The organism is Frateuria sp. GZRe12, from assembly GCF_051900535.1.
In the GTDB taxonomy this organism is placed as follows: Bacteria; Pseudomonadota; Gammaproteobacteria; order Xanthomonadales; family Rhodanobacteraceae; genus Frateuria_A.
Genome location: NZ_JBHZGI010000001.1, coordinates 304,017 through 318,627 on the forward strand (window position 1 = coordinate 304,017; position 14,611 = coordinate 318,627).

General features: G+C 67.8%; 7 protein-coding genes and 1 pseudogene. 6 read left to right on the forward strand and 2 right to left on the reverse strand.

What is annotated here, in order from left to right; translation table 11 throughout:
* Positions 1–265 precede the first annotated feature (265 nt).
* The 5 genes and pseudogenes from ACFWZ4_RS01340 to ACFWZ4_RS01360 form a co-directional block, all read left to right on the forward strand.
* Complete coding sequence (locus ACFWZ4_RS01340; RefSeq protein ID WP_439702977.1) at positions 266–2,602, forward strand: glycoside hydrolase family 31 protein; 2,337 nt, start codon at positions 266–268, stop codon at positions 2,600–2,602.
* 109 nt (positions 2,603–2,711) lie between these two features.
* Positions 2,712–4,883: a Six-hairpin glycosidase-like protein gene (locus ACFWZ4_RS01345; protein WP_439702978.1), complete on the forward strand. Its 2,172-nt coding sequence runs from the start codon at positions 2,712–2,714 to the stop codon at positions 4,881–4,883.
* Positions 4,884–4,986: 103 nt separating this feature from the next.
* A complete protein-coding gene (locus ACFWZ4_RS01350; RefSeq protein ID WP_439702979.1) occupies positions 4,987–6,477 on the forward strand; it encodes an MFS transporter in 1,491 nt (496 codons plus the stop codon).
* A gap of 94 nt (positions 6,478–6,571) precedes the next feature.
* The gene (locus ACFWZ4_RS01355) at positions 6,572–8,245 is read left to right on the forward strand and encodes an alpha-amylase family glycosyl hydrolase (protein ID WP_439702980.1); all 1,674 of its coding nucleotides are present in this window, start codon (positions 6,572–6,574) and stop codon (positions 8,243–8,245) included.
* A pseudogene (locus ACFWZ4_RS01360) lies at positions 8,238–8,984 on the forward strand (alpha/beta hydrolase); the annotation flags it as partial. The gene ACFWZ4_RS01355 and the pseudogene ACFWZ4_RS01360, both read left to right, overlap by 8 nt.
* 343 nt (positions 8,985–9,327) lie before the next feature.
* Here ACFWZ4_RS01360 and ACFWZ4_RS01365 read toward each other — a convergent pair.
* Positions 9,328–10,395 carry a LacI family DNA-binding transcriptional regulator gene (locus tag ACFWZ4_RS01365; protein WP_439703756.1) on the reverse strand — a complete coding sequence of 356 codons (1,068 nt, stop codon included), beginning with the start codon at positions 10,393–10,395 and terminating at the stop codon, positions 9,328–9,330.
* 119 nt (positions 10,396–10,514) lie between these two features.
* Between ACFWZ4_RS01365 and ACFWZ4_RS01370 the strand changes: the two genes are divergently transcribed.
* Positions 10,515–11,942: a sugar porter family MFS transporter gene (locus ACFWZ4_RS01370; RefSeq protein WP_439702981.1), complete on the forward strand. Its 1,428-nt coding sequence runs from the start codon at positions 10,515–10,517 to the stop codon at positions 11,940–11,942.
* Positions 11,943–12,006: 64 nt separating this feature from the next.
* Here ACFWZ4_RS01370 and ACFWZ4_RS01375 read toward each other — a convergent pair whose 3' ends face one another.
* Complete coding sequence (locus tag ACFWZ4_RS01375; protein ID WP_439702982.1) at positions 12,007–14,487, reverse strand: glucose/quinate/shikimate family membrane-bound PQQ-dependent dehydrogenase; 2,481 nt, start codon at positions 14,485–14,487, stop codon at positions 12,007–12,009.
* Between the last annotated feature and the right edge of the window lie 124 nt (positions 14,488–14,611).

Consider the following 14,611-nt stretch of genomic DNA (forward strand, 5'->3'; position numbering starts at 1 on the left):
GCCGACGTCCATGGAAGGTGAAATTGCCCGGCGCTGCGGTACGGATGAGTCCGTTTTCACGCCCGCCGCCCGCACGTCCGGATCGTGCACTGCATCATCGGAAAACCGCGCCATGTCACAGATGAATACGTATGCAACCGGGTGTCGCGACGTGCGCACTGGCCCCTACTATGGGCCCGGCCCCGGTCGCCTGCACGCGCTCTTCACAAAGCTCAAGCGCGCGTCGATGGGGCCGATCACGTTGTTCGTTGTCGGAGTATTGCTGGTGTCCCCTTCTTCCGCTGCTGCATCGCTTTCCCAGGTCCGGGCGCACGCTGCGCTGGCCAGGCCCGCTTCCGTCGCGCCGGCCGCGCCCGGCTTCGATATTCCGCTCGGTGCCGACACCCTTCGCGTCGAATTGATCGCCCCCGGCACGCTGCACGTGCAAATGCGCAAGGCCGGGCACGCGTCGGCGCCGACGATCGTCATCGATCCGGCGCTGCACGCTTCGGCCCGGCCCGGCGCGGACGTCTCCCAGGATGCCGCCGGTGCGCGCCTGCATTCGGCCCAGTTGGAAGCGGTGTGGGACAAGGAGCACGGCGAGCTGCGCATCGGCGTGCCGGGCCAGGCGCCGCTGCTGCGCCAGTTCGCGCTGTCCTCGCTGAATCACGGACGCCTGAGCCTGATCCACGCCAAGGGCGAGCCGATGTACGGCATCGGCGGCTTCGATGCCACGGAGCCGGCTACCGCCGGCCTGCTGCGTGATGGCTACCGCCCGGTCACCGCCGGCGAGCAGGGCCACGCCGGCGCGCCGTTCGTGTGGACCACCGCCGGCTACGGCGTGCTGATCGATGGCGTCGGCGGCCAGATCGCGCTGGGCGACACCCGCATCGACGCGCGCATGTTCGATGGCGGGCTGGACTACTACGTTTTCCTCGGCGACCCGCACGCGATCTTCGGCGCACTGGCGCAGGTCAGCGGCCGCAGCCCGTTGTTCCCCAAGTGGGCGATGGGCTTCACCAACAGCCAGTGGGGCATCGACCAGAAGGAACTGCTGGACATCGTCGAAGGCTACCGCGAACGCCACATCCCGCTGGACAACTTCACCCTCGACTTCGACTGGAAGGCCTGGGGCGAGGACAACTACGGCGAGTTCCGCTGGAACGAGCACAAGTTCCCCGACGGCGACAGCGGCAAGCTCAAGACGCTGCTCGATGCCCAGGGCGTGCACCTGACCGGCATCATGAAGCCGCGCATCCATGTCGACACCGTCGAGGGTCGCGAGGCCACCGAGCACGGCTACTGGCTGGCGCAGAGCGATCCGGCGCCGGATTATTTCTCGCACCAGACCGTGCGCGAGATCGATTTCGCCGATCCGGCCGCGCGTGCCTGGTTCTTCAACAAGGCGCTCAAGCATTCGTTCGAGACCGGCATGGTCGGCTGGTGGAACGACGAGGCCGACGACGTCGCCGTCGACCTGCAGCACATGGATATGCAACGCGCGCTCTACGACGGTCAGCGCGCGATCTCCGACCTGCGCGTGTGGTCGCTCAACCGCAACTTCTACCTGGGCGCCCAGCGCTACGCCTACGGGCTGTGGTCGGGGGACATCCTCACCGGCTTCGAAAGCATGGCCGGCCAGCGCCAGCGCATGCTGAGTGCCATCAACGTCGGCGCGATGCAGTGGGGCATGGACGGCGGCGGCTTCAAGAAGGGCCCGCCGTCGCCGGAGAACTATGCGCGGTGGATCCAGTTCGGTGCATTCACGCCGGTATTCCGCGTGCACGGAGACTTCAACCAGAAGCGCCAGCCGTGGGTCTACGGCCCGGTCGCGGAGAAAGCCGCCACCGACGCGATCCGCCTGCGCCAGTCGCTGATTCCCTACATCTACAGCTACGAGCACCAGCGCCGCGCCAACGGCGTCGGCCTGGTCCGCCCGCTGATGTTCGACTGGCCGACCGATGCCAACCTGCGCAACGACGTCGACGCCTGGCTGTTCGGCGACAGCCTGCTGGTATCGCCGGTGGTCGAGCAGGGCCAGACGGCCAAGCCGGTTTACCTGCCCGCCGGCGAATGGATCGACTGGTTCAGCGGCAAGCACTACGCCGGTGGCCAGACGATCGAGCACCAGGCCGATGCCACGCACTGGAGCGACATCCCGCTGTACATCCGCGAAGGCGCCATCATCCCGGTCGCCCCGGCGATGGACTACGTGGGCCAGCACCCGCTCACCGAGCTGGCGGTGGAATTGTTTCCCGCCAACCACGCGACGCGCTTCGACTATTACGACGACGACGGCAAGACGTACGGCTACGAGCAGGGCGAGTATTTCGTGCAGTCGATGCAGCTGGAGGCGCACGGGGACAGCGTGGCCTTCGCCATCGCATCGCCCCAGGGCAGCTACCAGCCTGTCCTGAAGTCCTGGTTGCTGAAGTTCCACGGCAAACCGGCGCATGCCGTGCGCAGCAACGGCCGCGCGCTGGAGGCGTTCGCCAGCGCCGACGCCCTGCGCGCCTCCGGCGACGACGGCTGGGCCGTGGGCGAAGACCGCTTCGGCCCGGTAACCTGGGTACGCGTAGCTGCCGGCAAGGGCCAGACCGTCACGCTTGACGTGGTGAAGTAAGCGACGTATCGCTGCGCGGGCCGTGATCGCACGGCCCTTTCACCAGGGCGCCTTCCCCACCCGGAGCGGCGCCGAAGCAAACCCACGCCTGCCGGGAGCCTCGAACACCATGCTGAGCCTTTTGCTGATGGCCTCGATGGCAGCCGCCCCCAACGTCTCCGAAACCGCATGGCGCGACGGTTTCGACTGGCACGGCGTGCACGTGTCGATGCAGAAAAGCGACAAGGACGGCTATGTGCTCGGCTGGCCGACCGGCCAGCGCGTGATTCCCGCGCCCCCGCTCGAGGCGGCCACCGGCAGCAGCCTGTTCGACGGCCTCTACGCGATGGCGCAGGACGACCTGAAACGGGACTCGGTGGAAGCGATCCGTGATGGGGCGTTCGACCACGGCCAGCCGATCCCCTGCGTGTGCTTCGAGACGGGCGAGAAGTGGCCCTACGTGTGGACGCGCGATCTCTCGTATGCGATCGACCTGGGGCTGTGGCGCTTCGATCCGACACGCTCGCGCAACGGCCTGGAATTCAAGCTGTCAGACGTGCGCGTACCCTCCTCGCCGCAAGGCCTGTACGTGATGCAGGACACCGGTTCGGGCGGCAGCTGGCCGATCAGCACAGATCGCATCGTGTGGTTCCTCGGCGCACGACATCTGCTGGACGATGCCGCCTTCGCCGCCAGGGTAAGCAAGGCACTGGACGGCACGCTCGCGCAGGACCGCCAGTACGCCTTCGACGCCGCGCTCGGGCTCTACCGCGGAGAAACCTCGTTCCTGGACTGGCGCGAGCAGACCTATCCGTCCTGGACCGCCGACAACGTGGGATTCATCGCGCAGTCCTTCGCGCTCTCCACCAACGTCCTGCATTACCAGGCACTGCAGTTGGCCGCCGCACTCGCGGACCGGCACGGCGACGCGCACGCGGCCGACTACCATGCCCAGGCCGCGGCATTGAAATCGGCGATCAACCAGCATTTCTGGCGCACCGACCGCGGCCTCTACATGAGCTACCTCGGCGGCGACGGCCTGCCGGTGGAGGCGTACGACCTGCTCGGCCTGTCGCTGGCGATCACCAGCGGCGTGGCCGATCCGGCGCGCGCGCGCCAGGCGCTGGCGAACTACCCGACCTGGCCCTCGGGCAGCCCGGTGATCTGGCCCGAGCGCGCCGACCAGCCGATCTACCACAACCGCGCGATCTGGCCCTTCGTCAGCGCGTACGCGCTGCGCGCGGCGCGGGCAGTCGACGATCCGCTGCGCATTGCACATGAAATCCGCTCGGTCATACGCGGCGCGGCACTCGCCGGTTCCAACATGGAGAACTACGAGCTAGTGACCCAGGGCGTCCACGTCGACGACGGCCCGCTGAGCGGCCCGGTCGTCAATTCGCCGCGCCAGTTGTGGTCGGTGGCTGGCTTCCTGGACGTGGCGATCGAGGGCGTATTCGGACTGACCGACGACGGTCGCGTGGAGCCCAAGCTGCCCGTGTCGCTCGTCCCCATGCTGTTCGGCGAGACCGACCACATCGACCTGCAACTGCACGATCGCCGCATCACCCTGCGCCGGCCGGGGGCGCTGGACGGCAACCTGTTGGTCGCCGCATCGACGCAGCAGGACGGACGCCACACCGTGGTGATGCTCAAGGCGATCAAGGTCCCCGAGCGCCCCCTGCGTACCGACGCACCGCTGTACGCGCCCGCCACGCCGGCGGCGCCCACCGTCGAGGCGGATGGCGACCACTGGCGGGTACGCAGCCCGGGCAAAGGCGTGCTCTACGTCAACGGCCGTCGCCATGGCGACATCGACGGCAGCGCGACGCTCGCGCGCAACGCATCGCTGCAATGCATCCGCGTGACGCATGTGGACGGTCATGGCATCGAATCGCTGCCCAGCCCCGAGGCCTGCGCTGGCGATCGCATGCACGTGGCCGGCGCCTGGCCCCGCCACTGGACGGCGCCGGCCAACGGCAGCTACCGCGCCATGCTGGATTACGCCAATCCGCACGGCCCGATCAACACCGGCATCACCGCCGCAGTGAAATGGCTGCTGGTCGATTGCGGCGATGGCGCGCCGCAGCGCCTGCCGCTGGTGATGCCACACAGCGACGGCCGCCAGGCATCCACCTGGGGCGACTTCACGGCAAAAGCCGGCGCACGCTGCCGCTTTGAACTCCAGGACGGCTTCAACATGAGCTACCTGCGCCACAACGCCCATTACACCGGCGGCGAGGGTGGCGATGCGGGGCCGCTGAACGAGGCCGACGTCGGCGACCTGCTGATCGCACCGCTTTGAACCACATCTCCCTTGCAGGAGCGCACCCTGTGCGCGACGGCCATGCTGCCGGGCGCGCACAGGGTGCGCTCCTACGGAACACGCTTTCTGACGGACCACTTGGATGAGCAACAAACCCACCCTGTCCTTCTGGCAGATCTGGAACATGTGTTTCGGCTTCCTGGGGATCCAGTTCGGCTTCGCCCTGCAAAACGCCAACGTCAGCCGCATCTTCCAGACGCTGGGCGCGGACGTGGCCGACATCCCGATCCTGTGGGTGGCCGCGCCGCTGACCGGCCTGATCGTGCAGCCGATCGTCGGCCATCTGTCCGACCACACCTGGAACCGGCTGGGCCGGCGCCGGCCCTATTTCCTGATCGGCGCGGTGCTGACCACGCTGGCGCTGTTGTGGATGCCCAACGCACCTTCCCTGTGGATCGCCGCCGGCCTGCTGTGGATCATGGACGCCTCGATCAATGTGTCGATGGAGCCGTTCCGCGCCTTCGTCGGCGACCAACTGCCACCGCGCCAGCGTCCGCTTGGCTATGCCATGCAGAGCTTCTTCATCGGCGTCGGCGCGGTGGTCGCCTCGGCCCTGCCCTGGCTGCTGGCGAAGCTGGGCGTGGCCAACGTCGCCCCCGCCGGCGGCGTGCCCGACACGGTGAAGTACGCCTTCTATGCCGGAGGCGTGGTGCTGCTTGGCGCGGTGCTGTGGACCATCATCACCAGCCCGGAATACCCGCCGCGGCAGCTGCGCGAGCAGGCTGACGAGGCCCCCACCGACATGCCGGCCGATACTTCCGGCGCGTGGCGCTTCGGCGCGTTGTTGCTGGCGCTGGGCGTCGCGCTGCTGGTGGCCATCGCGCACTTCGGGCTGGAGAAGGAGCTGTACCTCCTGGGCGGTGGCCTGGTCGTGTTCGGCCTGCTGTTCGTCTGGGTCGCCTTCACCCGCGGACACGGCATGGCCCAGCAGGTGATGAGCGACCTGTATGCGATGCCCGCGCCGATGCGCCGGCTGGCCTGGGTGCAGTTCTTCTCGTGGTTCGCGCTGTTCGCGATGTGGATCTACACCACCCAGGGCGTCGCGCAGAGTTTCTTCGGCAGCACCGACACGACCAGCGCGGCCTACAACGAAGGTGCCAATTGGGCCGGCGTCCTGTTTGCCGTCTACAACGGCGTGACCGTCCCGGCGGCCCTGCTGATCCCCTGGATGGTGCGCCGCTGGGGCTTGCGCGTCAGCCATCTGGTGAACCTGTGCCTGGGCGGGGCCGGATTGCTGTCGTTCGTGCTGCTGCACGACGCACGCTGGCTCATCGGCTCCATGATCGGCGTGGGCTTCGCCTGGGCCTCGATCCTGTCGCTGCCCTACGCGCTGCTGTCGGACAACCTGCCGGCAGCGAAGATGGGCGTGTACATGGGCATCTTCAATTTCTTCATCGTCATCCCGCAGCTGCTGGCGGCCAGCGTGCTCGGGCTGCTGCTGAAGACCTTCTTCCACGGCCAACCGATCTGGGCGCTGGCACTCGGCGGCGCCAGCCTGATCGTCGCCGGCCTTTGCACGCTGCGCGTGCGCGAGCCCGAAGCGACAGCCCAACCGGTCGCCTCGCCCCTGTAGGAGCCCGCTTGCGGGCGATGTCCTTCAAGTGCGACGCCCGCCAGAGGCACCTGCGGAAATGCATCCCCTGCACAAGGCTTCACAGATGAAAGTCATGCACGCATCCATCGGTCTGGCCCTCACGCTGGCCGTCGGCCTGGCCCAGGCGGCCACGCCGCAGCCGGAGTTCTACGGCACGGCCGCGCCCTTCGCCTCCGACGCCATCTACTTCGTGATGACCGACCGCTTCGTCAATGGCGATCCGGCCAACGACCATCGAGACCAGGGCGGCGCGCATCCCACGTTCGACATTCCGGTGCCGGGCGCGCCCGGGGGACAGAGCGCCAACATCGGCTACCTCGGCGGCGACTTCCAGGGCGTGCTGCACAACGCCGGCTACGTCCGTGGCATGGGTTTCGGCGCCGTGTGGATCACGCCGATCGTGGACAACCCCGACCAGGCCTTCACCGGCGGCGACCCGGTCTACTGGGGCTCGAAGTTCTCCGACCGCGGCAAGACCGGCTTCCACGGCTACTGGGGCACCAACTTCTACGAGCTCGACGAACACCTGCCGAGCAAGGATCTGGACTTCGCGCAGTTCACCGCCGGCATGCACAAGGCGGGGTTGAAGGTCGTGCAGGACATCGTGCTCAACCACGGCTCGCCCGCGTTCACCATGCCGGTGCGCCAGCCGCAGTTCGGGCAGATCTTCGACGAACGCGGCAAGCTGGTCGCCGACGAGCAGAACCTGTCGCCGTGGCAGCTCGACCCGCGCCACAACCCGCTGCACCGCTTCTACCACGCGTACGAAGACCTGGCGCAGCTGTCCAACATCGACGAGTCCGACCCGGCGGTGCTGGATTACTTCACGGGCGCGTATCTGAAGTGGATCGGCCAGGGGGCGGACGCTTTCCGCATCGACACCATCAGCCACATGTCGACCCGCTTCTGGAAGCAGTTCTCCGCGCGCATCCGCGCGAAGCATCCCGGTTTCTTCATGTACGGCGAGGCGTTCGACTACAGCCCGGACAACATCGGCAAATACACCTGGCCCGAGAATGGCGGTATCAGCTTGCTCGACTTCCCCCAGCAAGCGGCGATCAAGGCAGTGTTCGAGCACCCTGGCAGCGATTACGCGCAGCTGCAGTCGAAGCTCTACCTGACCAGCGGGCCGTACGAAAACCCGTACGAGCTGGTGGTCTTTTATGACAACCACGACATGGCGCGCATGGACGCCAGCGACCTTGGCTTCATCGACGCCAACAATTGGTTGTTCACCACGCGTGGCATTCCGGCCGTGTACTACGGCTCCGAAACCGGCTTCGAGCGCGGCCGCGCCGAGCACCAGGGCAACCGCAACTATTACGGCCAGGCACGCATCGATGCTGCCGGCAAGAGCCCGATCTATCGACAGCTCCAGCGCATCGCCAACCTGCGCGCACGCACGCCGGCATTGCAGCGCGGCCTGATGCTGGTCGAACACATGGGCGGCGACCAGGCGGCGTTCTATCGCGTGTACCAGAAGGCAGGCGCGCACCAGATCGCGCTGGTGCTGCTCAACAAGGGCGACAAGGCCGCGCGGTTCCATCTGACGAAACACCTGCAGCCGGGTCGCTGGCAGGCGGCGCTGGGCGGCGCGGCGATCGACGTGTCGGACGGCGGTGCGCTGGATGCGAGCGTCGGACCGCACGACGTGGCGGTGTATGTGCTCGACGCTCCGGCCACTCGGGCCGACCTTGTCGCCGAACTCACCCGCCTGATGAGCGACAAGGGCCACCCGCATGACTGAGCGTTTCGCCGGCTCGGCTTCAGCCCACAGCCCCTCGCCGCATCCACCACGGACCCGCCCTTGGCGGTTCCTCGCACGTTGTTGGCTTGCGGTGCTCCTGCTTCCCTGCGCCGTGCACGCCCAGGTGCAGAAGTTTGCGCTGGATGCGCCGGCCCTTGCGCCCGAACGCATCCACGTCACGGTGTATCTCCCGCCGGGCTATACCCATTCGACCGCGCGCTACCCGGTGCTCTACGCCAACGACGGCCAGGACATGCAGGCGGTGGGGCTCGAGGCGACGCTGGCCTCGCTGTACCGCGAAAAGGCCATCGAACCGGTCATCGTCGTCGCCATCGACATGCTGCACGACCGCGCCAGTGGCTACGGGCTTTCCGACCGCCCGCGCGGGCAGAGCGTGGTCGGTGGATCGCGGATCGGTCCAATCGGCCTGAGGGCCGCGGACTACTCGTCCTGGGTCGCCACCTCGCTGGTGCCGTATATCGACGCGCATTACCGCACGCGCGCCGACGTGGGGCAGCGCGCGGTGATGGGCTGGTCGCTCGGCGCGCTCAACGCGTTCAACCTGGGCTGGGAGTATCCGGAGGTGTTCGGCAAGGTGGGCGCCATGTCGCCCTCGTTCTGGCTGGCGGGCGATCGCAGCGATGGGGCGGCCGTGCAGCGCAGCCGGCTGGCGCAGGCGATGGTGGATCGCGGACCCAGGCGCGAAGGGCTGAAGTTCTGGTTCGCCGCCGGGACAGCCGAGGAAACCAACGATCGTGACCATGACGGCGTGATCGACGTGATCGACGACCTGAACGACATGGTGAATGGCTACCGCGGCGACGGCGTGCAGAAGGGTGGCTTGCGCCAGCTCGGCTATTCGACGGTAGGTGCCGATGCCGACGTGACCGTCTTCCTGCTGACGGGCGGGCACCACCAGCAAGCCTCGTGGGCGAAGATGCTGCCGGTGTTCCTGCACTGGGCCTTTCCGGTTTCGGTGCGGCCCTGGTTTTCCGCGAGCCCCTGCCCCTCGCCCCTCGCCCCTCGCCCCTCGCCCCTCGCCCCTCGCTCGCCGCGGCGGGGACAGAGTGCAGGAACCGTGCTTACGGACGCAGGCTCGACTGCCGCACCATCAGCTTCACCGGCAGCATCACGCTTTCGGTCGGCTCCCCGCGGATCATCTTCAGCAGATTCTCCACCAGCACTTCGCCTGCACTGCGCGTGTCCTGGAGCACGGTGGTGAGCGGCGGGCTGGCGAAGCGGGCCATGGGAATGTCGTCGAAGCCGGCCACCGGCACGTCCGCCGGCACCTTGTAGCCGTGTTCGACCAGGGCGCTCATGGCGCCGATGGCGATCAGGTCGCTGGCGGCGAACACCGCGTCGAACGCCACGCCGCGGGCGATGAGCGCGGACATGGCCGTGTGCCCGCACAGCTGCGTGCTTTCGGCGTCCACCTGCAACGTCTCGTCGACGTCCAGCCCGGCCTGCTGCAGGGCCTGGGCATAGCCGCGATAGCGCTCGAAAAATTCGGGATAGTGGGTGGAAGCGTCACCTAGGAAGGCGATCCGGCGGCATCCCTGCTCGATGAAATGCCGCGCCACCGCCTGGCCGCCGCTGAAGTTGTCGCAGCCGACCGAAACGCCCGGCTGGTCCGACTGCACCGCGCCCCAGCGCACGAAGCGGGTACCGATCGCCACCAGCTTTTCCAGCCGCGCGCGGTAGGCGAGGTAGTCGCCGTAGCCGAGCAGGATGATGCCGTCGGCCTTCTTGCTGTCGGCGTAGTCGGCATGCCAGTCGGTGGAAAACTGCTGGAACGAGACCAGCAGGTCGTAGCCCTGCTGGGCGCAGGCGCGGGTGATCGACCCCAGCATCGAGAGGAAGAATGGGTTGATGTTCGAGCCGTCGGTGGTCGGGTCCTCGAAGAGCAGCAGCGCCAGCGTGCCCGAGTGCTGCAGGCGCAGGTTCGAGGCGTTCTTGTCGACCTTGTAGCGCAGTTGTTCGGCGGCGGCGCGGATGCGCTCGCGGGTTTCCTCGCTGACCAGCGGGCTGCCGCGCAGGGCGCGCGAAACCGTCGCCTGCGAAACCCCCGCCAGGTGGGCGATGTCGATCGACGTCGCTTTGGCCTTGCTCACTGCTTCGAAAACCTCTGGAACGGCCGACTCGGACAACATTACCATCGGGCGGTCGCGGCGTGCCGGTGCGCCATGCATACGTATTCAGCCGGACGGCGACCGCGACAGCAGCCAGACTCGCTCCATCGTCGTCCTGGGGACCTTCGGGGGAAGAACGGATGAGTACGCAGCAGACGCCAGTCGACCTGGCACTGGAACAACGTGCGACGGCACGCATCGTCCTGATCGCCGCCGCAGCGGCCCTCGGTGGCTTTCTCTTCGGTTTCGACACGGCCGTCATCAACGGTGCGGTGGAAGCGATCCGCGGCGGCTTCCAGCTGGACGCGGGACGCATCGGCCTGGCCGTCTCCTGTGCGCTGCTCGGATCGGCGGCGGGCGCGTGGTACGCCGGCACCCTGGCCGACCGGCTGGGTCGCGTACGCGCCATGCAGGTGGCCGCGCTGCTGCTGGCGATCAGCGCGGTGGGCTCGGGGCTGGTCACCGGCATGTGGGACCTGATCCTGTGGCGCGTGATCGGCGGCATCGGCGTGGGCATGGCTTCGGTGATTGCGCCCACGTACATCGCCGAGGTGTCGCCGGCGCATGTGCGCGGACGACTCGGTTCGCTGCAGCAGCTGGCGATCGTGCTGGGCATCTTCGCCGCGTTGCTGAGCGATGCATGGCTTGCCGCCACCGCCGGTGGCGCCTCGGCGAAACTCTGGTTCGGGCTGGAGGCCTGGCGCTGGATGTTCCTGGTGGCGGTCGTGCCGGCGCTGGTCTACGGCGCGCTGGTGCTGGGCGTACCCGAGTCGCCGCGCCACCTGGTCGCCCGCGGACGCATCGCCGAAGCGCGCGAGGTATTGCGCCAGGTGCTGGCGATGCGCAGCGATACCGCGCTGGATTACAAGCTGGGCGAAATCGAGCGCAGCCTGAAAATGGAATACCGCCCGCGACTGCGCGACCTGCGCGGGGCGAGCTTCGGTCTGCTGCCGGTGGTGTGGGTCGGCATCCTGCTCTCGGTCTTCCAGCAGTTCGTCGGCATCAACGTGATCTTCTATTACTCCTCGGCGCTGTGGCACTCGGTCGGCTTCAGCGAGGCCGATTCGTTCTCGATCACGGTGATCACCTCGATCGTCAACGTCCTGGTGACGCTGGTCGCCATCGCGCTGGTCGACAAGGTTGGCCGCAAGCCGCTGCTGGCGATCGGCTCGGCAGGCATGACCGTGACCCTGGGACTGATGGCTTGGTGCTTCTCGCAGTCGATCGGCGCCGGTGCGAGCCTCAGCCTGCCGGCGCCATGGAACATGGTCGCGCTGGTCGCGGCCAACGCCTACGTGGTGTTCTTCGGCCTGAGCTGGGGCCCGATGGTGTGGGTGCTGCTGGGCGAGATGTTCCCCAACCGCATCCGCGCGGTCGCGCTGGCGGTGGCGGCCGCGGCGCAGTGGCTGGCGAACTTCCTGATCACGTCCACCTTCCCGGCCCTGGCCGAGATCGGACTGAGCTTCGCCTACGGCCTGTATGCCGCGTTCGCGCTGATCTCCCTGCTGTTCGTGGTGTTCGCGGTACGCGAGACCAAGGGCATGGAGCTGGAGGACATGCCGGGCTGACGAAAACCCTGTGCGCGACCGCCCATGCGGGGGTCGCGCACAAGGTGCGCATGGGCGGGAAATCTCACTTCGGCAGTGCGTAGGCGATCAGCGAGTCACCGATCTTCGTCCCTAGTGACCGGTGTCCGCCGGCCATCACCACCACGTACTGGCGGCCGGTTCGCTCGGACACGTACGTCATCGGCGTCGCCTGCCCACCGGCCGGCAAACGCGCCTGCCACAGTTTCTTCCCGGTGCGCACGTCGTAGGCGCGCAGGTAGGAGTCCAGCGTGCCGCTGAGGAACGCCACGCCACCCGCCGTCACCATCGGCCCGCCAAGGCTGGGCACACCCAACGGCAGCGGGATGCCGAACGGCGCCTGGTCTTCGATGGTGCCGTTCCTGTGCATCCAGACCCTCTTCATGGTGGTGAGGTCCACCGCGGCCAGGTAACCCCACGGCGGCGCCTGGCATGGCACGCCGACGGGCGACAGCAAGGGATGCAGGTCGACCGCGAAGGGCGTGCCTTTCATCGGCTGCAGGCCCTGTTCGCTTCCCCCGCCCTGCGCTGCCCGCGCCTTCTCGCGTGGGACCAGCCTGGACACGAACGCCATGTAGCTCGGATTGAGGATCGCCACCTGCCGCACCGGGTCGACCGCGATGCCACCCCAATCGAAGATGCCGTAGTTGCCGGGATAGATCAGCGACCCCTGCACCGACGGTGGCGTGAAGATGCCCTCGTAGCGGTATTTGCGGAAGGTGATGCGGCAGACCAGCTGGTCGAATGGCGTGGTGCCCCACATGTCCGCTTCGCGCAGCTTGCGCTCGGGCATGAAGGTGAGCGCCGAGAACGGCTGGGTCGACGAGACATGGTCGCCACGGGCCGCCCCCTGCGGCACCGGGCGCTCGGGCGCGGGCACCAGCAGGCGCCCGTCGCGCCGGTCCAGCACGTAGATGTCGCCGCGCTTGGTCGAGGCAACCAGCGCCGGCACCTTGCCTTGCCGCATGTCCAGGTCGACCAGCGTCGGCTGGCCGCCAACGTCCATGTCCCACAGGTCGTGGTGCACCGTCTGGTAGACCCAGCGCGCCTGCCCGGTCGCGATATCCAGCGCCACGATCGCGCTGCTGTATTTCTCGGCATTGGGGTCGCGGCGGCCGCCCCAGATGTCGGGCGTCTGGTTGCCCGTCGGCAGGTATACCAGCCCCAGCTTCTCGTCGACGCTGAACACGCTCCACGCATTGGGCGAATTGCGGATGTAGGTCTGGCCTGGCGGCAGCGGGTTGGTCTGACTTGGCTCCGACGGATCGAAATTCCACAACAAGCGGCCGGTGTCGATGTCGTAGCCGCGGATCACGCCGGAAGGTTCGTTGGTCGATGCGTTGTCGGTGACGCTGGCGCTGGCGATGAGCACGTGCCGCGTCACCGTCGGCGGCGAGGTCGGATTGAGGAAGCCCGGCTTCTTGACGGGCTGGTCGTTGTACAGGTGGATGACGCCGTCGACGCCGAAATCACGGCATGGCTGGCCGTTGTCGGCATTGACCGCCACGATGGTCGCGTCCGCGGTGGGGACGAAGATGCGCCGCGGGCAGGTATCGACCTTGATCGCGGTGGGTGCGACCGCGCCCGGCGGCGTGGGAGCCGAGGCCGCGGCCGCCACGTTCGGGTCGGCGGCCAGCCCCATCGCCGCGGCCTGCGCGGCATAGGCGCCGGAGTCGTAGTAGGCCACGCCCCGGCAGATCATGTGCTGGTAACCCTTCGCGTGGCGATCGATCTTCGGATCGAAGCGCCAGATCTGGCGGCCGGTGTCGGGGTCCAGCGCGATCACGATGTCGTGCGGCGTGCACAGGTACAGCATGCCGTTGGCTTTCAGCGGCGTGACCTCATTGGCGATCTCCTGCGGATCGCCGGGGCCGGGAAAATCGCCGGTGTGGAACGTCCAGGCCACCTGCAGCTTGCCGACGTTCTGCGGCGTGACCTGCGACGCAGGCGAGTAGCGGTCGCCGTAGCCGGAGTGGCCATAGGCCGTCCAGTCGCCCGGTTTGGCGAGCGGCGCCGGCGCGGTGCCGGTGGCGTTCATGCGGGCGGCGGCGATCGTGCCCGGGTGGTCATGCGGGGAACGGAACAGCGAGATTCCCCCGACGGCCAGCGCGAGCGCCACGGTGATGCCGATCGCCCAGCGCCCGCCGCGCAGTGACCCGTCCGCCACCGCGCGGTTTGCCGCGTCGACGGAACCCAATCGACGGTTGACGAACGGCAACCACAACCACAACGCCAGGGCGAACCACACGTCCAGCCTGGGCAGCAGTTGCCACCAGTCCAGCCTCACTTCGACCAGGGCCCATACCGTGCTTGCCAGCAGCACCAGGGCGTACAGCCACAACGCCAGCGTGCGCCCCAGCGCCAACAGCACACCGGTCGCCACCAGGGCCGATCCGGCGAACAGGTAATACCAGGAGCCGCCGAGCGCGATCAGCCAGATGCCACCGATGGCGAGCGCCAGGCCCAGGAGCATGAAGACGACGCCAGTGACGAACAGCAGCGGGCCGGAACGCGACAGGCGAGCCAAGGGCTTTCTCCCGGAAGCGCGGCAAGCGCCGCAATGGAGATCCCGATATAGCACCGGCTCCGCCTAGGCTTTGTTGATTGCGGTCGGCCGTGCGGGGGAAAACCGCGGTTCGTCAGACTACGGT

Coding starts and splice junctions, on each gene's coding strand:
- ACFWZ4_RS01345 (WP_439702978.1), top strand. CDS start 2,712: ATGCTGAGCCTTTTGCTGATGGCCTCGATGGCAGCCGCCCCCAACGTC.
- ACFWZ4_RS01350 (WP_439702979.1), top strand. CDS start 4,987: ATGAGCAACAAACCCACCCTGTCCTTCTGGCAGATCTGGAACATGTGT.
- ACFWZ4_RS01365 (WP_439703756.1), bottom strand. CDS start 10,395: ATGTTGTCCGAGTCGGCCGTTCCAGAGGTTTTCGAAGCAGTGAGCAAG.
- ACFWZ4_RS01355 (WP_439702980.1), top strand. CDS start 6,572: ATGCACGCATCCATCGGTCTGGCCCTCACGCTGGCCGTCGGCCTGGCC.
- ACFWZ4_RS01370 (WP_439702981.1), top strand. CDS start 10,515: ATGAGTACGCAGCAGACGCCAGTCGACCTGGCACTGGAACAACGTGCG.